Consider the following 19,726-nt stretch of genomic DNA (forward strand, 5'->3'; position numbering starts at 1 on the left):
CTTAGCAACCCCGCCGGGGCCTTGTCGATCCACATGGAGCGGGGACGGCGCAAGGCAACGCCCTGCGGTGAGCAAGGAGCAGCAGTCGGATCGAGGAGTTGCGGCGATCCGGCGCAGCGCAGGCGTCAGCGCTTCTTGCCGAGCTCCGCGGCGATGTCCTTGATCATGAGCCCCGCCTTGCGATGCGCCGCGACGATCTGGTCGCGGGTCACGCCCCAGCGCTTCATCCAGTATTCGACCGCCTTGCGCTCGGAGAGGTCGAGCCGGTCCTTGTCGATGAAGCCGCGCTTGTCCTTCAGGCCCGCCATGTCTGTCCGCTCCGCCGCTCATGGCCGGGGCTCGCGCGACCGACCGCGCCGCACAAGCTCCCCGGGCGACCGCCTGTCAACCCGGCCCCCGCGCCGATCGCCCCTGCGGCCTCGGCCGATGCGGCGCCGGGCCCGCGACCATGCGGCGATGAAGCCGGATCATCCTCAGTCAATCCACGGTCTTCGTCGATCGTTCCTGCCGCCCACAGCGTGCAGCGAGGGACCTGTGAGGCGCATCACGCTCGACGTGACGCGCCTGGGGCACGCTGGACTGGCGCCAGACCATGCACGAGGGCGGGCGGCCGGATCCAGGACTGATCCAGCCCGTCGATGACGGCCACGATGACTGGCGACGTGCGGCTGTTCCTGGACGTGAGCGGGAGACACACCATGACGACGACGCCGATCAACGAGCTCCTCAAGCGCCCGATCGCCTGGAAGACCTGGGGCGCCGACCCCACGGTGCGCCGGCTGCTCAGCGGGTTGCAGGCCAACATCGTCAAGGGGCATGGGCGCGAGCACACGCGCAACCTGTTCTGGTCCTTTCAGGGCGCCGACCCGAACGACCTGAGGGCGGTGGTCCGCCGCATCGGGCGCAACATGCCCTCCGCCCTCGACCAGCTGCAGGCGGCCGAGCGCTTCAAGGAGACGGGCGTCTCGGGCGGGCCCGTCCTGTGCTTCTTCCTCAGGCCGGGCGGCTATGCGGCCCTGCAGGCCGCGGCGGCCGCGCCGTCCGCCGCCGACTTCGTAGAGGGCATGCAGGTCCGGGGCTCCTCGCCCGCCGTGACGCCGCCGATCAACGACCCTCCCGTCGCCCAGTGGGACGCGACCTTCCAGCAGCCCATCGACGCGATGCTGCTGGTCGCCGGCGATACCGCGGCGGAGGCGGCCCAGACGGCCGACCTCTGGAAGGGCCGCCTGGAGGCGGCCGGCGCGACCCTTCTCGGCTTCGAGGACGGGACGGCGATCAAGCGCCGGGTGGCGGAGAAGTTCGAAGGCGTCGAACATTTCGGCTATGTCGACGGCCGCAGCCAGCCCTTGTTCCTGGCCGAGGACGTCGAGGGCGAGCCCCGCTCGCACTGGGACCCGGCCTTCCCGCCCCATCAGTTCCTGGTGCAGGACCCCGGCGCCGACAGGCCGACGAGCTTCGGCAGCTTCTTCGTGTTCCGCAAGCTCGAGCAGAACGTCAAGGGCTTCAAGGACCAGGAAGAGGCCCTGAGCACGGCGCTCGGCCTTGCGGGCGGCCCCTTCGAGGAGCGCGCCGGCGCCCTCATCGTGGGACGCTTCGAGGACGGCTCGCCGGTGGCGCTGAACCCGCTGCCGACCGACATGCCGCCCCCCAACGACTTCACCTACGCCGGCGACGAACAGGCGCGCCGCTGCCCGTTCGTGGCCCATATCCGCAAGACCAACCCACGGGGCGAATCGCCCCTCCACATCGCCCAAGATTTCGGCGTGGCCACCACCACCCGCCAGGAGCGCGGGCACATCATGGCGCGGCGGGGCATCACCTACGGGTCGCGCGTCTTCGACGACGCCGCCAACGACTTCACCGACGAGCCGACCGGCGGGGTCGGGCTGCTGTTCATGGCCTACATGGCGAGCCTCTCCGAGCAGTTCGAGTTCACCCAGGCGACCTGGGCCAATAACCCGAACTTCGTCGCCGCCGGGACCGGGGCGGACATCGTGATGGGCCAGGCGGCGGCAGGCCCGATCCCGATCGCGGACGGCTGGAGCGGCGGCGCCCCGGTCACCTTCAGCTTCGACCGCTTCGTCACCCTGAAGGGCGGCGAATATTTCTTCGCGCCCTCCCGTGATTTCCTGAAAGCGGTCTAGGAGCGTCGCGCCCGGGCGGTCGGCTTGGCCCAGACCCGGCCGGAACCCGACCGCCGCCCACGCGTCTACGCCGCAACGAGGGCGCGACGCGAGGATGGCATGCCGGAGCTTGGACGCAGATTCATCGTCGCCCTGTCGGGCGGCATGGCGCTGGGCGCCTACCAGGGCGGCGCGCTGGCGCGGCTGTGCGAGACCGGACCCGCGCCCGACGGCTTCGCCGGCGCGTCGGTCGGCGCGCTGAACGCCGCCATCGCGGCCGGCACGCCCCGCGAGCGCACCGGCGAGGCGCTGCGGTCCTTCTGGACCTCCGCGTCCGACGTGCTCCTGGGCGGCTTTCTGTCTCCCGCCGCCAAGCCCGAGGCGCCGGACCCCTTCGGCGAAGGAAGGCGCGCAACCAGCGCCCTGGCGAGCCTGATGTTCGGTCGGCCGGGCATGTTCCGGCCGCAGATCTCCAGCCTGCACTGGGCCCGGCCGCAGCCGGGGCTCTACTCGCTCGAACCGCTGCGGCCGCGGCTGGAGAGCCTCATCGATTTCGACCGCCTCAACTCCGGCGAGACGCAGCTCGTCGTCACGGCTTCCGACGTCGTCACCGGCGAGCAGGTCGTGTTCGACACCAGGCGCGGCGACCGGATCGGGCCGGACCACCTGATGGCGTCCTGCGCCATGTTGCCCATTTTCGCCCCCATCGAGATCGATGGCCGGCTGCTGGGCGACGGAGGCCTGACCGGCAACATGCCGCTGGCGCCGTTTCTGGAAGTCGGCCTGCGCGAGGCGCTCCTGGCCGTCGCCATCGATTTGATGCCGCTGCCCGGCAGCCGTCCGCGCACGATGGTGGAGGCGGCCGCGCGGGCGGCCGATGTCGCCTTCGCGAGCAGGACCTGGTCGCTGATCGCGGCCGCGCGGCGCGAGCACGAGCTGATGACGCGCGTCGCGACGCTCCAGCGCGCGCAGGGCGAGGAAGCCTCGCCCCCCGGCGCCGCCGCCATCGTCATGCTGGACTATCCGCTCGGTCCGTCGGAGCCTGGCCTCGCCAAGCTCTTCGACTACTCGGCGACCACGCTCGAACGGCGCTGGAGCGCCGGCGAGCGCGGCATGGAGGCGGCGCTCACCGCGGCCATGAGCCTCGCCGATACGGACGGCTTCGTCGCGACGCGGTGCGACGCCGAACCCCGTCGCGAACGCGCGAGCGCCTGACGCCTCGCGGCTTGCAAGGCCGCGCGGTCGAGATCACGCTGGCGCACGCAGGCGCAAGCGGGGCCACGGCCATGACGGCGACGATGACGGTCTTTCCATGACGGCCTATCTGAGCGTGGACGTCGGCACCTCCGCCGTGAAGGCGGCGCTGGTCGACGCGGAGCAGGCCGTGCTCGCGGTCGCCGAGGCGCCGCTGGCCATCTCGCGCCCCCATCCGCTCTGGTCGGAGCAGGACCCGGACGACTGGTGGGCGGCGGTGAGCCAAGCGCTGGACGACATCGCCCGCCAGCGCCCGGGCGACATGGCGCGCGTCGCCGGCGTCGGCCTCTCGGGCCAAATGCACGGCGCCGTCCTGCTGGGCGCCGACGACCGCCCGCTCCGGCCCGCGATGCTGTGGAACGACGGCCGGGCCGAGCAGGTGGCGCGCCGGCTCGGGCTGGAGCATCCCGAACTGGCCTCCGTGGTCGGCGTCGCGCCGATGCCAGGCTTCACCGGGCCCAAGATCCCGTGGCTGGCGCGGCGCGAGCCGCACGTGCTGGAGCGCCTGCGCACCGTGCTGCTGCCCAAGGACTATGTCCGCCTGAAGCTCACGGGCGAGCGCATCACCGACATGTCGGACGCCGCCGGCACGTGGTGGCTGGACCAGCGCCGGCGGCGATGGTCGCCGGAAGCGGCGGCCGCCACAGGGCTGCCGGCCTCAGCGCTGCCCGCCCTCGTGGAGGGCTCCGCGCCCGCGGGCGCGCTGCGCGCCGACTGCGCACGGCGCTGGGGCCTCCCGGCCGGCGTCGTGGTGGCGGGAGGCGGCGGCGACGCGGCGGCGGGCGCGGTCGGAATCGGCGCGATCGGAGACGGCGACGCCTTCCTGTCGCTGGGAACGTCCGGCCAGCTGTTCGTCGCCGGCTCGCGCTACCGACCCGCGCCCGAGGCCGCCGTCCATGCGTTCTGCCACGCCCTGCCCGGCCGCTGGTTCCAGATGGGCGCGATGCTGAACGGGGCCTCCTGCCTCGCCTTCGCGTCGGCGCTTCTCGGCGTCGGGATCGACGCCCTGCTGGCGGCGGCCGAGGCGGAGCCGCCCGGCGCTGGCGGGCTGGTGTTCCTGCCCTATCTGGCGGGCGAGCGCACGCCGCACAATGACCCGCACGCCCGGGGCGTCCTGTTCGGGCTCACGCCGTCGACCTCGCCCGGCGCGGTGGCGCGCGCGGTGCTGGAAGGCGTGGCGTATAGCTTCGCCGACGCGCAAGCCGCCCTCGCCGGCTCCGGGACGCGGATCTCTCAAGCGGGCGTGATCGGCGGCGGAGCGCGAAGCCGCCTCTGGGTGCGCATCCTCGCCAGCGTGCTGGACGTCCCGCTGGCCCGTTTCGCCGGTGGGGAGCGGGGGCCGGCGTTCGGCGCCGCCCGACTGGCGCGCCTGGCCGCGACCGGCGAGGCGCCGGGCGAGGTCTGCGCCGCGCCGCAGCCGATCGACGTCACCGAGCCGGATCCGGAATGGCGCGAGCGCTATCGGGGCGAGACGCAACGCTTCCGGGCGCTCTATCGGGCCCTCAGACCTCATTTTCAGCAAGCTCCCGAGGGCGCTTGACAGCCGGCTCCGGGCGGCCAATCATAATTCACAATGAATTAATAAGCGCATGGCGCGATGGATGAGGAACGCAAGGTGAGGACGGGTGCTCCCTCCAAGAGGCAGGGCTCGCGGTCGGTCCTGCTGGGCGACTACAACGAACGCGTGATCCTGTCGACGCTGCGCCGGCTCGGCCCCGCCTCGAAGGCCGACCTCGCCCGGCGCGTGGGCCTCACCAGCAACGCCGCGGGCGTCATCGCGCGCAAGCTGGAGGACAGCGGCCTCGTCCGCACCGTCGGCAAGCGCTATGGGGGGCGTGGGCAACCGGCCACCATCCTGGAGCTGAATCCCGAGGGCGCCTATTCGGTGGGCGTTCGGATCGATCGCGATCTCGTCGAGACCGTGCTGGTGGATTTTCGGGGCGCGATCCTGCATCGCTCCCGGCTGGACGCCTTGCCCGAGCCCGCCGCGGCGGTCGCGGCCGTCGCCGACAGCGTCAAGCGGTTTCGCAAGGCGCTGGGACCCAGCCGCCGCTCCCGCATCGCCGGAATCGGGCTCGCGACCCCCTACAATCTCGGCAGCTGGCTCGCCGAACTGGATCTGCCGGGCGGCACCCTCGCGGCCTGGGACGGCTTCGACGCGAAGTCCGCGCTGGCCGCCGCGACCGGCCTGCCGGTGCTGCTGGAGAACGACGGCAGCGCCGCCGCGGTCGGTGAGTTGATCTACGGCCACGGCCGGGAGCACGACGACTTCCTGTATCTCTTCATCGGGCCCGCCATCGGCGGCGGCGTCGTGCTGGGAGGCGCCTCCCTGAGCGGCCGCCACGCCAACGCCGGCGACGTGGCCGTGATGCCGGTGGGACCCTCCGGGCTGGCGTCGGGCCCCCCTGCCCCCAAGGGACACCTGCCGCTGATGGCCCGCGCCTCGCTGGCCGCCCTCTCCCGGCATCTGCGCTCGCGCGGGGCGGACCTCGCGAGCCTGAACGTGGCGGAGGCGGCGGCGGCCGATCCGGAGGGCTTCGCCGAGTGGCGCCGCGACGCCGCCGACGCCTTGGCGCGCCCGGTCCTGACGAGCGTCCACCTCCTGGACATCGACCATGTGGTCGTCGCGGGCGACCTTCCGCCCGTGCTGCTGGACAGCCTCATCGCACAGCTCCAGGAGGCGCTCGCCGCCGCCGTCGCCGAATCCCGCCGCCCTCCCACGGTCCTGGCCGGGGCCATCGGCCACGACGCCGGCGCGATCGGCGCGGCGAGCCTGCCGCTGCATGTCAGCTTCAGCCCTCTCACGGGCGTGCTGACCGGCGACGAACCCCGGATCGCGACCGAAGGGTCGCGGACCCTGATGGAGGTCGCGTGATGGGCGCCTCCCCGGTCCCGACGCAGGCCGCCCCCGTCCTCGAGATGCGCGGCATCTCCAAGACGTTCCCGGGCGTCCGGGCGCTGCACGACGTATCGCTCAAGGTCCATGCCGGCGAGATTCACGCCCTCATGGGCGAGAACGGCGCGGGCAAGTCGACCCTGATGAAGATCCTGTCCGGCGCCTACCAGGCGGACCCCGGCGGGACCATCCTGATCGACGGCCGGCCGGTCACGATCGCCGGCCCGCTCGACGGGCGCCGGCTGGGCGTCTCGATCATCTACCAGGAGCTGGCGCTCGCCCCCAATCTCAGCGTCGCCGAGAACATGCTGCTCGGCCGGGAGCCCGCGAGGGCCGGCTTCGTCGACCGCGCCGCCATGGCGGCCGAGTGCCGCCCGGTGCTGGAGCGCCTCGGCGTGGCGTTCGGCCCGTCGGCGCTGGTCTCGGGCCTGTCCATGGCGGAACGCCAGCAGGTGGAGATCGCCCGCGCGGCGCACGCCCAGGCCCGCATCCTGGTGATGGACGAGCCCACGACGTCCCTGTCCTCCCGGGAGACGGAGGCGCTCTTCGCCCTGGTCCGGCAGCTGCGCGCGGAGGGGATGGCGATCATCTATATCAGCCACCGCATGAACGAGGTCTATGAGCTCGCCGACCGCGTCAGCGTGCTGCGCGACGGCGGCCATGTGGGCGCGCTCACCCGCGCCGAGCTGTCGGCGGACGCCCTGGTGCGCATGATGGTCGGGCGCGACCTGTCCTCCTTCTACAAGAAGGAGCACGACGCCCATGCGAGCCGCGGGCCCGTCCTCCTGTCGGTGCGCGGCCTGGCCGACGGCCGTCGCGTGCGGGGCTGCTCGTTCGACCTCCACCAGGGCGAAGTGCTCGGGATCGCCGGCCTCGTGGGCGCCGGGCGGACCGAACTGGCCCGCCTGATCTATGGCGCGGAACGGCCCGTGGCCGGGACCGTCGAGCTGGAGGGGCGCCCCTTCGCGCCGCAAGGGCCCGGCGAGGCGATCGAGGCGGGGCTGGTCTACCTCACCGAGGACCGCAAGCATCTCGGCCTCTTCCTCGACATGACCGTGCGCGAGAACATCAATCTGGGGGTCATCGGCCGCGACAGCCGATGGTCCGGCTTCCTCGACCGGGCGAAGGCCCGCATGCGGTCCAGCGCGGCCGTCAAGGCGCTCGGCGTCAGGACGCCGACCGACCTTCTGCCCGTGGGCGCGCTCTCGGGAGGCAACCAGCAGAAGGTGCTGCTCGCGCGCCTGCTGGAGACCAAGCCCAAGGTGCTGATTCTCGACGAGCCGACGCGCGGCGTCGACATCGGCGCCAAGTCGGAGATCTACCGGCTGATCGACGACCTCGCCCGCTCGGGCGTGGGCGTCGTGGTGATCTCCAGCGAGCTGCCGGAGATCGTCGGCGTCTGCGACCGCGTGCTCGTGATGCGCGAGGGCGCGATGGCGGGCGAAGTCGGCGGCGCGACCGGCCGGGCGATCACCCAGGAGAACATCGGCGCCATCGCGACCGGCGCAGCCGCGGAGCTCGCCGCATGACCCGGCCCGCGCCACGCTCCCCGACCATGAGGTTCACCCCATGACCGCCAGCCTCGACGTCGCGTCGCAGGAGACCCGCCGGCGGCTCGCCGTGAAGTCGGCCGTGCAGGCGCTCGGCATGCTGCCCGTGCTGGTGCTGATCGCGATCCTGTTCCAGCTGCTGTCCGGCTGGGCCGAATCCGGCTCCCTCGCCGACGCCTGGTCCGCCGGCCGGTTCATGAGCTGGCAGAACATCTCGATCGTCGCCCAGCAGGCCGCGATCAACACCGTGCTGGCGGCCGGGATGACCTTCGTGATCCTGACGGGCGGCATCGACCTGTCGGTCGGCTCGATCCTGGCGGCGGCCGCCATGGCGGCGGTGATCGCCTCCAAGCTCCCCGGCTGGGGCTGGATCGGCGTGCCCGTCGCCATCCTGGCGGGGCTGGCGCTCGGCCTGCTCAACGGCGCCCTGGTGGCCTTCGCCAACCTGCCGCCCTTCATCGTGACGCTGGGCTCGCTCACCGCGGTGCGCGGCTTCGCCCGGCTGCTCGGCGAGGACAAGACCGTCTTCAACCCGCAGTTGCCCTTCGCCTTCATCGGCAACGGGTCGGTGCTGGGCGTGCCCTGGCTGGTCGTCATCGCCTTCGCGGTCGTGCTCGTCTCCTGGCTCGTCCTGCGGCGGACCGTGCTGGGCGTCCACATCTACGCGGTCGGCGGCAATCCGGACGCGGCGCGCCTCTCCGGCGTCAAGGTCTGGGGCGTGCTGCTCTTCGTCTACGGGGCGTCGGGGGCGCTGGCCGGGCTTGGCGGCGCCATGTCGGCGGCGCGCCTCTACGCGGCCAACGGCCTGCAGCTCGGCCAGTCCTACGAGCTCGACGCCATTGCGGCCGTCATTCTCGGCGGCACCAGCTTCGTCGGCGGCATCGGCTCCATCTGGGGCACGCTCATCGGCGCTCTGATCATCGCGGTATTGTCGAACGGCCTCATTCTCGTCGGCGTGTCCGACATCTGGCAATTCATCATCAAGGGTTTCGTCATCATCGGAGCGGTGGCGCTGGATCGCTACCGCCTGAAGGGTTCCGTGCGCACCTGAACGGGTCCGCGGTCACCGCCCCAGCCCTTTTTCGGTCGGGCCGGCGGGAACAATCAGACCGGAGGACGTGGAGGAAGACATCATGAAAATCGCATTGCTGGCGGCGGCCGCCGCCCTCGCCCTCTCGACCGGTGCCGCCTCGGCCAAGGACCTGAAGTCCATCGGGGTGTCGCTGGGCTCGCTCGGCAACCCGTTCTTCGTCGCCCTGTCGAAGGGCGCGGAGGATCAGGCCAAGAAGATCAACCCGAACGTCAAGGTCACGACCGTCGGCTTCGACTACGACCTCGGCAAGCAGTTCACCCAGATCGACAACTTCATCGCCGCCGGCGTCGACATGATCCTGCTGAACCCCGGCGACGCCAACGCGCTCGAGCCGGCGATCAAGAAGGCGCAGGCGGCCGGCATCCTGGTCGTGGCGGTGGACACCGCCGCCAAGGGCGCGGACCTCACGGTCACCACCAACAACGTCCAGGCGGGCGAGGTCGCGTGCCAGTACATCGTCGACAAGCTCGGCGGCAAGGGCGACGTCGTCATCCAGAACGGCCCGCAGGTCTCCGCCGTGGTCGACCGCGTCAACGGCTGCAAGGCCGTGTTCAAGAAGGCGCCCGGCATCAAGATCCTGTCGGACGACCAGGACGCCAAGGGGTCGCGCGAAGGCGGCCTCGCCGTCATGCAGGGCCACCTCACCCGCTTCCCGAAGATCGACGCCGTCTTCGCCATCAACGACCCGCAGGCGATCGGCTCCGACCTCGCCGCCAAGCAGCTGAACCGGACCGGCATCGTCATCACCTCCGTCGACGGCGCGCCCGACATCGAGGCGGCGCTCAAGGACGCCGGCAGCCCGCAGATCCAGGCCTCCGCCAGCCAGGACCCCTACGCCATGGCGCAGCTCGCGGTGCGGCTCGGCGCGGACGCCATGAATGGCAAGAAGCCGGCCCAGACCGTCACCCTGATGGAGTCCAAGCTCGTCACCCGCGACAATGTGAAGGACTACAAGGGCTGGTCCTCCCCGCGCTGAGCTGGGACCTTTCACCGCACGACAAGGCCGGGGCTTTCGTTCGCAAGACGGGAGCCCCGGCGCTTTTTGGCGGGTCGTCTCCGCACCATGTAAATCTTCTAAAGTAAAAAGAGGTCTGATGGCGCATGAATCCGAGTAACGCACTACTTTAGAACTCTTATAATCTTATCTGGACTGTGTTGACACTTGCTGCGGGCCGTTTAAGAGAGCGTTCGAGCTTGCTTGCAGGCTCCGGCTCAACACTCTTCCAGGTGGATCATGCAATCTGTCGCGTTCCGGTTCATGGCGGCTCTGGCCGTCACGGCGACTTCGGCGCTGGCCGTCTCGGCCCTCGGTTTCGGGGCCGCTCCGGCCCGGGCCGAAGCCGCCGGCATCGTGGTCTACAACGCCCAGCATGAGAGCCTGACGCAGGCCTGGGCCGACGCCTTCACCAAGGAGACGGGCGTCAAGGTCACGTTGCGCAATGGCGGCGACACGCAGCTCGGCAACCAGCTCGTCCAGGAAGGGGCCAACTCCCCGGCCGACGTGTTCCTGACCGAGAACTCGCCCGCCATGGCGCTGGTGGACGGCGCCGGACTGTTCGCACCCATCGCGGCCGACGCCGCCGCACAGGTCCCCGAGGCGTTCAAGCCGTCGCATGGCCGCTGGATCGGCATCGCGGCCCGTTCGACGGTCTTCGTCTACGACAAGCGCAAGCTGTCGGCCGACGCCCTGCCCAAGTCGATCATGGACCTCGCCGATCCGGCCTGGAAGGGGCGCTGGGCCGCCTCCCCGTCCGGCGCCGACTTCCAGGCGATCGTCAGCGCCATCGTCGAGCTGAAGGGCGAGGAAGCCGCCGGCGAGTGGCTGAAGGCCATGAAGCAGAACGCCAAGGCTTATCGGGGCAACAGCGCCGCCATGAAGGGCGTCAACGCCGGCGAAGTCGAGGGCGCGGTGATCTACCACTATTACTACTACGGCGATCAGGCGAAGACCGGCGAGAACAGCGGCAATGTCGCCCTGCACTATTTCCGTCGCCAGGATCCCGGCGCCTTCGTGTCGATCTCCGGCGCCGGCGTGCTGGCCTCCAGCAAGCGCCAGGCCGAAGCCCAGGCTTTCGTGAAATGGATCGCCGGCAAGGGCGGCCAGGAGATCCTGCGCTCCGGAAACTCCTATGAATATGCGGTGGGCAAGGGCGAGGCCTCCAACGCCAAGCTGGTCCCGCTCGCCGACCTGCAGGCCCCGACGGTCGATCCCGCCCGGCTCAACAGCCGCAAGGTCACGGAGATGATGACGGCTGCGGGTCTGCTATAAGGACCGCGCCGCGGCGTCCACCCGGATGGCCGCGGCGCCCCGAGAGGTCGCGTTTCCCACACCGATGTCACACGCATCCGTCCCCCTCGACATGAGCGCCGGCAAGCGACCTCCATCGCTCGGCCGGCTCAGCCATGGCGGCCGCGCCCCGGTCGTCGCCGCCGCCATGCTGGTGGCGCTTCTGTCGCTGCTGCCCTTCGGCTTCGTGGCCCTGATCGCGATCCAGACCGGCTGGACGGACGCCGTCGCCCTCGTGCTGCGCCCGCGGGTGGGCGAGTTGCTGGTCAACACCGCCCTGCTCGAACTGTGCACCTTGCCGCCCGCCATCGCGCTGGCCGTGGCGACCGCCTGGCTGACCGAGCGGACCGACCTGCGCTTCGCCCCAGTCTGGTCCTGGCTGGCGGTGGCGCCCCTCGCGGTGCCGGCCTTCGTGCAGAGCTACGCCTGGACGACCCTCGTCCCCGGCATGAGCGGCCTGGGAGCGGCCACGCTCGTCTCCGTGCTCGCCTATTCGCCTTTCCTCTACCTGCCCGTCGCGGCGCAGCTGCGGCGGCTGGATCCGGCGCTCGAGGACGCGGCCGCGTCGCTCGGGCTCGACCCCTGGCGCGTGTTCTTCCAGGTGGTGCTGCCCCAGCTGCGGCTCGGGATCTGCGGCGGGTCGCTGCTCGTCGCGCTGCACCTCCTGGCCGAATACGGCCTCTATGCGCTGGTGCGCTACGACACCTTCACGACCGCCATCATGGACCAGTTCCAGTCCGCCTATAACGCGCCCGCCGCCAACATGATGGGCGGCGTGCTGGTGCTCTGCTGCATGGGGCTCCTGTGGCTGGAGTCGCGCATCCGCGGCGACGAGCGCTACGCCCGGCTGGGGCCCGGCGCGGCGCGGGTCGCCCATCGCAAGCCCCTGGGGCCGTGGGCGATCCCCAGCATGGCCGGGCTGGCGCTGGCCGCCGCGCTCAGCCTCGGCGTGCCGTCCTGGATCATCGCCCGCTGGCTCGCCATCGGCGGCGCCGAAGTCTGGGGCCCGGCGGTGGCCTCCGCGCTGGGAGAGACGCTGCTGCTGTCGCTGGCCGGCGCGATCGTGACGACGCTGGCGGCCGCCCCCATGGCGTGGCTGTCGGTGCGCGCGCCCGGGCGGGTCCAGCGCATGCTCGAGGCCTGCCATTATTATGTGGGCTCGCTGCCCGGCGTCGTGGTCGGCCTGGCGCTTGTGGCCGTGACGGTGCGGGTCGCCCTGCCGCTCTACCAGACGGTGGCGACGCTGCTGATCGCCTACGCGCTGCTCTTCCTGCCACGCGCCATGGCGGGGCTGCGGCCGAGCCTCGCGCAGGCCCCCGTGGAGCTGGAGCGCGCCGCCATGGCGCTCGGCCGCACGCCCTTCCAGGCGGTCTGCGCCATCACGCTGCGCCTCGCCGCCCCCGGCGCGGCCGCCAGCATCGCGCTGGTGACGCTGGGTGCGGCCACCGAACTCACCGCGACCCTGATGCTGGCGCCGAGCGGGACCCGCACGCTGGCCACGGCGTTCTGGTCCCTCACCGGCGAGATCGACTACGCCGCCGCCGCGCCCTATGCGGCCGCCATGGTGGTGGCCTCGCTGCCGCTCACTCTGGTGCTGCACGCCCAGTCCCGACGGATCTCCGGCCGATGAGCGACCTGCGGATCAGGGGCGTGTCCAAGCGCTTCGGCCATGTCACGGCCGTGGGCGGCGTCGACCTCGACGTGCCGGCGGGCAGCCGCACGGCCGTCGTGGGCGCATCGGGCTCGGGCAAGTCGACGCTGCTGCGCCTCGTCGCCGGGTTCGAGGCGCCGGACGCCGGGATCATCGCCTATGGCGACGAGGTGCTGGCCAAGGGCCCGCGCATTATCCCCGCCCACAAGCGCGGCATCGGCATCGTGTCGCAGGACGGCGCGCTGTTCCCGCATCTCGACGTGGCGGAGAACATCAGCTTCGGCCTCGACAAGGGGGCGGACAAGAAGGCCAGCGTGGCCGCCCTGCTCGAGGCGGTGGAGCTCGAGCAGCGCCTCGCGACCCGGCGGCCGCACGAGCTCTCGGGCGGCCAGCAGCAGCGCGTGGCCCTCGCCCGCGCGCTGGCCCGGCGGCCCCGGCTGATGCTCCTCGACGAACCCTTCTCGGCGCTCGACGCCAGCCTGCGCCAGAGCGTGCGCGAGGTGGTGGCCCATGCGCTGCAGAGCGCCGGCGTCGCCAGCATCCTGGTCACGCATGACCAGGCCGAGGCGTTGTCCTACGCCGATCAGGTCGCGGTCATCCGCGACGGCCTGTTCGCGCAGGTCGGCCCGCCGCGCGACCTCTATCTGCGCCCCCTGACCAAGGAGACGGCCGTGTTCCTCGGCCGGGCCATCCTCATCCTGGCCTATGCGGGCCCCGGCTATGTGGACTGCGCCCTCGGGCGCATCCCGGCGGCCACGCGCGGCAAGGTCGGGCCGGTGGAGGTGATGCTGCGGCCCGAGCAGGTGATGGTGCACGCCAGCCCCTCGCTGGAATCCACCTCGCCCGTCGGACGCGACGGGCGCGCCGTGCCGGGCGTGGTGACGGAATCGCGCTTCGAGGGCGCCGACTGCGCCGTCACGGTGTCGGTCGGCGACGGCGCGATGAGCCTCGCGCTCAAGCTGCCGAGCTTCGGCGCCCCCGAGGTGGGCTCCGTCGTGCACTTGGTCGTGGGCGGGGAAGCCCACGTTTTCTAAGGTCGTGGCCTGACGAAAGTCATCGCCCTCGTCACGTCTGCGTCATCCCGGTTTGCGCTTTCCACATTCGGCGCGCCGGGGCGTGGCTCCTGGCCGAAATCCTGCTTAGAAGGCTTCGGGGCGTTCCGGGTGCGCACGCTGATGCACGCAACGGGAGCATGGAATGAGCACCATCACGACGCAGGACGGCGCGCAGATCTTCTACAAGGACTTCGGCACGGGACAGCCGATCGTGTTCCACCATGGGTGGCCGCTCAGCGCGGACGACTGGGACGCCCAGCTGCTGTTCTTCCTCGGCCAGGGCTACAGGGTGATCGCCCATGACCGGCGGGGACACGGCCGCTCCACGGAGACAGCCGACGGCAACGAGATGGATACGTACGCCGCCGACGTGGCGGCGCTCGCCGCGCATCTCGACCTGCGCGACGCCATCCATGTGGGGCACTCGACGGGCGGCGGCGAGGTCGCGCGCTACGTCGCCCGGCACGGGGCGGGCCGTGTCGCCAAGGCGGTCCTGATCGGCGCCGTGCCGCCCATCATGGTGAAGTCCGCCGCAAATCCCGGCGGCACGCCGCTCGAGGTCTTCGACGGCTTCCGGACCCAGGTGGCCCTCAACCGCGCGCAGTTCTACCGGGAGGTGCCGACCCCGTTCTACGGCTTCAACCGCGACGGCGCGAAGGTCTCGCAGGGGATCATGGACAACTGGTGGCGCCAGGGGATGATGGGCGGTGCGAAGGCTCAGTACGACTGCATCAAGGCCTTCTCGGAGACCGACTTCACCGACGACCTCAAGCGCATCGAGGTCCCGACCTTGGTGATGCATGGCGACGACGACCAGATCGTCCCGATCGCCGATTCGGCCATGCTGTCCTCCAAGCTCCTGAAGAACGGGACCCTGAAAGTCTACAAGGGCCAGCCGCACGGCATGTGCACGACGCAGCCTGAGATGATCAACGCCGACCTGCTGGCGTTCTTCCGCTCCTGACGGCGTTGCGGCCGGCGTCGCGCCCGGTAGTCTGGGCGCGACGCAACCGGAGAGCTTCGCCTCATGACATGGTCCATCGTCGCCCGCGATCCGCGGACCGGCGCCTTTGGCGTCGCGGTCACGACCTGCGCCTTCGCGGTAGGCGCGCGCGTGCCCTATGGCTGCGGCCGCGTCGGCGCGATCGCCACCCAGTCTTTCGTCAACCCGTTCTTCGGCGTGGACGGGCTGCAGCTCCTCAAGGAGGGCCGCAGCGCGGCCAAGACCCTCGCGATCCTGGTCGCGGCGGACCCCGGCGCGTCGAACCGGCAGGCGCATGTCGTCGACCGCGACGGCGAGACGGCCGTCTACACCGGGGCCGACTGCGTCGACTGGTGCGGCGCGCTGAGCGCGACCGGCGTGTCGGTGGCGGGCAACATGCTGGCCGGGCCGCAGGTGACGGCGAGGACGTTGCAGAGCTACCAGGAGAACGCCGCGCTCGATTTCGACGAGCGCCTGCTGCGCGCCCTGGAGGCCGGCCAGGAGGCGGGCGGAGACAAGCGCGGCAAGCAGTCCGCCGCGCTCAGGATCTGGACCACCGAGGTCTATCCGGCGATGGACATCCGCGTCGACGACGCCCCCGAGCCGCTGACCGAGCTGCGGCGGCTGTGGCGCATGGCGCATCAGCGCTACGTGCCGTTCCAGGCGGTCGGCCCCACCCGCGCGCGCCCGGGCGGCGTCCTGGACCGGGCCGAACTCGACGCGTCCTGCGCCGCCTACACGCAGGAGTGGAACCGCCGCCACCCGGAATAGGCGGCGACGGCCGGGCCGGCGTCCCGGCTCAGATGGTCTTCGCCTTCATCTGTTCGGCGATGTGGTTGGCCTGCCGGATCGCCAGCGCCACGATGGTGAGCGTCGGGTTCTCCGCGCCCCCGGTCGTGAACTGGCTGCCGTCGGAGACGAACAGGTTCTTCACGTCGTGGGTCTGCCCGAACTTGTTGACCACCCCGTCGCGCGGTTTCTCGCTCATCCGGTTGGTGCCCAGATTGTGCGTCGACGGATAGGGCACGGTTGGGAAGGTGCGGGTCGCCCCGACCGCCTCATACAGCTTGGCGCCCTGCCCGTAGCCGTGGGTGCGCATCGCGACGTCGTTGGGATGATCGTCGAAATGCACGTCGGCGACGGGCATGCCGTATTTGTCCTTCACGGCGCTGAGCGTGATCCGGTTGGTCTCCTGCGGCATGTCCTCGCCGACCAGCCACATGCCGGCCATGTTGGGGTAGCCGTCGAGCGCGCTGGTGAACTCGCGTCCCCAGGCGCCGGGATCCAGGAAGGCGGCCATGAAGGGCAGCCCGAGCGAGAGCGTCTCCATCTCGTAGCCGCCGACGAAGCCGCGGCTCGGATCATGGCGCGCCTCGTCCTGGATGATGCCCGCCATGGTGGTCCCCCGGTACATGTGCACCGGCTTGTCGAACACCGCATAGACCGACCCGGTCATGTGCCGCATGTAGTTGCGGCCCACCTGGCCGGAGGAGTTGGCGAGGCCGTCCGGGAACTTCGAGCTGGCCGAGTTCAGCAGGATGCGCGGGCTCTCGATGGAGTTGCCGGCGACCGCGACGATGCGGGCCTTCTGGCGCTGCTCCTTGCCGTCCTTGTCGGCGTAGACGACGCCGGTGACCTTGCCGGACGCGTCGTGCTCGATGCGCATGACGTGGCTCTGCGGCCGGACCTCGAGCTTGCCGGTGGCCTCGCCCTTGGGGATCTCGGTGTAGAGCGTCGACCATTTCGCGCCCCATTTGCAGCCCTGGAAGCAGAACCCGGTCTGCTGGCATGAGTTGCGGTCGTCGCGCTGGGTCGAATTGATGGCCATCCGGCCCGTGTGGCACTCCTTGTAGCCGAGCTTGTCGGCTCCGGCCTTGAGGATTTTGAAGTTGTTGTTGCCCGGCAGGCCGGGCCGGCCGCCGGTGCGGGTCACGCCCATCTTCTCCTCGGCCGCCGCGTAGAAGGGCTCCATCTCCGCCAGCGTGATGGGCCAGTCGAGCAGGTTGGCGCCCGGCACCCTCCCATAGGTGCTCAGCCCCCTGAACTCGTGCTCCTGGAAGCGCAGCGAGGCGCCGGCCCAGTGCGTGGTGGAGCCGCCCACCGCCTTCACGATCCAGGCCGGCAGGTTGGGGAAGTTCTTCGCCACCCTCCAGGATCCGGAGGTGGTGCGGGCGTCGGTCCAGGCGAGCTGGGAGAAGCTGGCCCACTCGTCGTTCAGGAAGGAATCATATTCGTGCCGGGCTCCCGCCTCCAGGATCACGACGTTCACGCCCTTCTGGGCGAGTTCGTTGCCGAGCGTGCCGCCGCCCGCGCCCGAACCGATGATGACGACGACGCTGTCGTCGTTGTTGTCGAATTTCGCAGCCATGGTCTCGTCCCTCTCCTCGTCCGGTCTCGTCCGCGTTCGCGATGCGTCGCCTGGCTAGAGCCAGTCGATGTCGTCGAATCCGCGCGCGATGTAGCCGCCCTTGGAGTAGGACTCGCCCTCATAGCCGAAGATCGGCCAGATCTCCGGCTGGTTGTAGAGGGAGACGACGAGCCCCGACCGGACCGTCTCGAACATCGGCGAGGCGCTGATGGCGCGCAGCAGCGCGACGCGCTGCGCCTCCCAGCCGACGCCGGAATAACCGCCCGGACCGGCGGCCGCGTTCAGCCCCGCGACGCCCGTCTCGATCATCGCCTTGAAGGCGGGGTCCTTGCCGGCCTTCTCGTCATAGCCTTTCACCGCGATGGCGTAGAACCGGTCCGGCACCTTGTCGTGCGGGTAGATGTCGCGCGCCATGAGGATCAGGGTCTTCATGGTGGCGGGCTGCAGGTTCTTCACCTCCATCGCCCAGGCTTCCGCCGAGTTGAGCAGCGCGCCGGCCGAGGTGATCGTCACGGCCGCCGCGAAGGCGACCTCCGACGAGCGGCGGAGGAAGCTGCGCCGGCTGAGCGATCCGCCCGGCCCCTGTGAGGGGCCGCGCCGGCGGTCCTCGTGCTCGTGTTCGTGATGATGGCCTTCATGCATGGTGTTTCCTCCAGGGATCGGCGCCTTTGGCGCTCGTTATGGCGAAGCGGCGGGAGCGCTCCCGCCAGGCTCTAGCGGTAGCGTCCGTGCTTCTGCAGCACCTCGATCTTGTAGCCGTCGGGGTCTTCGACGAAGAAGAAGCGGGCCAGCAGCTCGCCGTCGGACTTGAAGTCGACGATCGGCCGCGGCGACAGGCCCAGCCCCTCGAAGCGGGCGCGCTCGGCGTCCAGGTCGTCGACGCAGAAGGCGATGTGGCCATAGCCGTCGCCCAGCGCATAGGGCTCCGTCCGCCCCTTGTTGACGGTCAGCTCAACCTCGAAGTCCGCCTCGCCGTTGCGCAGGTAGATCAGCGTGAAGGTGGGAAAATCGAGCCGGTCGGCGATGCGAAGGCCAAAGGCGCGCTCGTAGAACGAGACCGAGCGCGCCTCGTCGAGCACCCGGATCATGGAATGGATCGCCTTCGCCATCCGCAGCCTTTCGCGTTCGGTCCAGCAGCCCCGATGGCGGCTGGCGTCGTTCGAAAGTCAGGCTACCGGCGGCCGCATGGCCGTGGTGGTATCGGGTTACTACCTCGCCGCAATCGCGTTCAGGCGGCGACCGCGGGCGCGGCGGCCGGCCGGATCAGCTTGTTCTCCAGCGCCACGACGCAGATGCAGCGCAGATGCGAGGTGAAGTTGGGCGCCTCGCCCCACATCAGCAGCACCTCCCTGTGGAGCGTCGAGATGAAGCGGGGCACCGACAGCCCCTCGCGGGCCGCGATCTCCTCCAGGATCGACCAGAAGATGCTCTCCAGGCGGATGCTCGTGCTCTGGCCGTTCAGCCGGATCGAGCGCGTCTCGAAGGCGTAGCTGTCCGGCGCCTGGCTAGCGAAGAGATGGCACATGGTCCCTCCCCCTTGTGTCTTTTCGGCTTTGGCCGCGATCGGCGACGCTCAAGTCTCGGCCAATTCGGCCGGCCTGGCAACGGACGCTGGCCCACGTCACCCGGCCGGCGTCCTCACGGCCCGCGTCACATGACCACGCCCCGGCAGGCCCAGGCGGCGGCCACGAAGGAGCGCCGCCCATCCGGCCTGCCGCTGAGGAAGACGTGGCGCGCCTGCGCCCTAAGACGGTCGCAGTCCGCTTCGCCGAGGCCGGCGACGAACTGGCCGGCCGGACCGTCGCCGCCGAGGAAGGGGGACCAGTAATCGTCGAAGTCCTCGAAGGTGAACCGCATCACGAGCGTGTCCTGCACGACGTCGCGCAGCCCCTCCGCGCGCCAGGCCGCCGCCATCTCGCCGTCCGTGCTCATCGGGCGAAACAGGCTTCGGTCCCGGTCGAGGCCGAGCGCTGAAGCGGTGTCCCAGAGCAGGCGCAGATGCGGCATGCCGCCATAGGAGTCCCAGACGCAGGCGGCGACCACGCCGCCCGGCCGCACGACCCGCGCCATCTCGGACAGCGCCTTCGCCGGATCCGGCGTGAACTGCAGGACGAGGCAGGAGAGCGCCCGGTCGAACGCGCCGTCGCCGAAGGGAAGATCGGTCGCATCCGCGCGCTGGAAGCTGATGTCCTCGCCGGCGCTGCGGGATCGCGCATAGGCCAGATAGGGCTCGGCGACGTCGATGCCGGTGAGCGGGCCGTGGCCCGCCATCTCGGCCAGCGTGTAGGTGAGGCTCCCGGTGCCGCATCCGACGTCGAGGATGGCCTCGCCGGGCCGCTGCCCCGCGAAATCCACGAAGCCGCGCGCCAGCTTGCGGCTCCAGCGGCCCATCATCTGTTCGTAGCCCTCGGCGCTCCTGGCGCTGAACCCGCTCGACATGGACGCCCCCTCCCCCGTCAGGCGCCCG

18 protein-coding genes are annotated in these 19,726 nt (G+C 70.8%); 12 read left to right on the forward strand and 6 right to left on the reverse strand.

Going from position 1 to position 19,726, the window contains the following annotated elements:
* Positions 1-125: 125 nt before the first annotated feature.
* Entirely contained in the window at positions 126-308 is a 183-nt protein-coding gene (locus ABEG18_RS11050) for a DUF3606 domain-containing protein (RefSeq protein WP_176002941.1), read from the reverse strand.
* Positions 309-698: 390 nt separating this feature from the next.
* Here ABEG18_RS11050 and ABEG18_RS11055 point away from each other — a divergent pair, with 390 nt between their 5' ends.
* The 12 genes from ABEG18_RS11055 (at position 699) to ABEG18_RS11110 (ending at position 15,662) form a co-directional block, all read left to right on the forward strand.
* Complete coding sequence (locus ABEG18_RS11055; protein WP_406858106.1) at positions 699-2,144, forward strand: Dyp-type peroxidase; 1,446 nt, start codon at positions 699-701, stop codon at positions 2,142-2,144.
* Between the two features lie 99 nt (positions 2,145-2,243).
* On the forward strand, positions 2,244-3,338 hold the full coding sequence (locus ABEG18_RS11060) for a patatin-like phospholipase family protein (RefSeq protein WP_406858107.1): 1,095 nt from the start codon (positions 2,244-2,246) through the stop codon (positions 3,336-3,338).
* Between the two features lie 97 nt (positions 3,339-3,435).
* Positions 3,436-4,917, forward strand: a complete 1,482-nt coding sequence (gene xylB, locus ABEG18_RS11065) for a xylulokinase (protein WP_406858108.1) — start codon at positions 3,436-3,438, stop codon at positions 4,915-4,917.
* A gap of 75 nt (positions 4,918-4,992) precedes the next feature.
* Positions 4,993-6,252: an ROK family protein gene (locus tag ABEG18_RS11070; RefSeq protein WP_406858109.1), complete on the forward strand. Its 1,260-nt coding sequence runs from the start codon at positions 4,993-4,995 to the stop codon at positions 6,250-6,252.
* Positions 6,252-7,802 (forward strand): sugar ABC transporter ATP-binding protein, encoded by a 1,551-nt coding sequence (locus tag ABEG18_RS11075; protein ID WP_406858110.1) that lies wholly within the window; start codon positions 6,252-6,254, stop codon positions 7,800-7,802. Before ABEG18_RS11070 ends, ABEG18_RS11075 begins: the two co-directional genes overlap by 1 nt.
* A 40-nt stretch (positions 7,803-7,842) precedes the next feature.
* Positions 7,843-8,874 (forward strand): ABC transporter permease subunit, encoded by a 1,032-nt coding sequence (locus ABEG18_RS11080; RefSeq protein ID WP_406858111.1) that lies wholly within the window; start codon positions 7,843-7,845, stop codon positions 8,872-8,874.
* Between the two features lie 82 nt (positions 8,875-8,956).
* Positions 8,957-9,892 carry an ABC transporter substrate-binding protein gene (locus ABEG18_RS11085; protein WP_406858112.1) on the forward strand — a complete coding sequence of 312 codons (936 nt, stop codon included), beginning with the start codon at positions 8,957-8,959 and terminating at the stop codon, positions 9,890-9,892.
* 258 nt (positions 9,893-10,150) lie between these two features.
* On the forward strand, positions 10,151-11,185 hold the full coding sequence (locus tag ABEG18_RS11090) for an iron ABC transporter substrate-binding protein (protein WP_406858113.1): 1,035 nt from the start codon (positions 10,151-10,153) through the stop codon (positions 11,183-11,185).
* Between the two features lie 64 nt (positions 11,186-11,249).
* A complete protein-coding gene (locus tag ABEG18_RS11095; RefSeq protein ID WP_406858114.1) occupies positions 11,250-12,833 on the forward strand; it encodes an ABC transporter permease in 1,584 nt (527 codons plus the stop codon).
* Positions 12,830-13,888 (forward strand): ABC transporter ATP-binding protein, encoded by a 1,059-nt coding sequence (locus ABEG18_RS11100; protein WP_406858115.1) that lies wholly within the window; start codon positions 12,830-12,832, stop codon positions 13,886-13,888. Before ABEG18_RS11095 ends, ABEG18_RS11100 begins: the two co-directional genes overlap by 4 nt.
* A gap of 163 nt (positions 13,889-14,051) precedes the next feature.
* Positions 14,052-14,873, forward strand: coding sequence for an alpha/beta fold hydrolase (locus ABEG18_RS11105; RefSeq protein ID WP_406858116.1), 822 nt, complete (start codon positions 14,052-14,054; stop codon positions 14,871-14,873).
* A 63-nt stretch (positions 14,874-14,936) separates the two neighbouring features.
* On the forward strand, positions 14,937-15,662 hold the full coding sequence (locus ABEG18_RS11110) for a DUF1028 domain-containing protein (protein ID WP_406858117.1): 726 nt from the start codon (positions 14,937-14,939) through the stop codon (positions 15,660-15,662).
* Between the two features lie 28 nt (positions 15,663-15,690).
* Here ABEG18_RS11110 and ABEG18_RS11115 read toward each other — a convergent pair whose 3' ends face one another.
* The 5 genes from ABEG18_RS11115 to ABEG18_RS11135 form a co-directional block, all read right to left on the reverse strand.
* The gene (locus ABEG18_RS11115) at positions 15,691-17,259 is read right to left on the reverse strand and encodes a GMC family oxidoreductase (protein WP_406858118.1); all 1,569 of its coding nucleotides are present in this window, start codon (positions 17,257-17,259) and stop codon (positions 15,691-15,693) included.
* A gap of 54 nt (positions 17,260-17,313) precedes the next feature.
* The gene (locus tag ABEG18_RS11120) at positions 17,314-17,901 is read right to left on the reverse strand and encodes a gluconate 2-dehydrogenase subunit 3 family protein (protein ID WP_406858119.1); all 588 of its coding nucleotides are present in this window, start codon (positions 17,899-17,901) and stop codon (positions 17,314-17,316) included.
* Between the two features lie 71 nt (positions 17,902-17,972).
* Positions 17,973-18,368 (reverse strand): VOC family protein, encoded by a 396-nt coding sequence (locus tag ABEG18_RS11125; RefSeq protein WP_406858120.1) that lies wholly within the window; start codon positions 18,366-18,368, stop codon positions 17,973-17,975.
* Between the two features lie 119 nt (positions 18,369-18,487).
* On the reverse strand, positions 18,488-18,784 hold the full coding sequence (locus ABEG18_RS11130) for a ribbon-helix-helix domain-containing protein (protein WP_406858121.1): 297 nt from the start codon (positions 18,782-18,784) through the stop codon (positions 18,488-18,490).
* Between the two features lie 125 nt (positions 18,785-18,909).
* A complete protein-coding gene (locus tag ABEG18_RS11135) occupies positions 18,910-19,698 on the reverse strand; it encodes a class I SAM-dependent methyltransferase (RefSeq protein WP_406858122.1) in 789 nt (262 codons plus the stop codon).
* Positions 19,699-19,726 lie beyond the last annotated feature (28 nt).

The sequence above is a fragment of the Alsobacter sp. KACC 23698 genome (assembly GCF_045348435.1).
Classification (GTDB): domain Bacteria; phylum Pseudomonadota; class Alphaproteobacteria; order Rhizobiales; family Beijerinckiaceae; genus Alsobacter.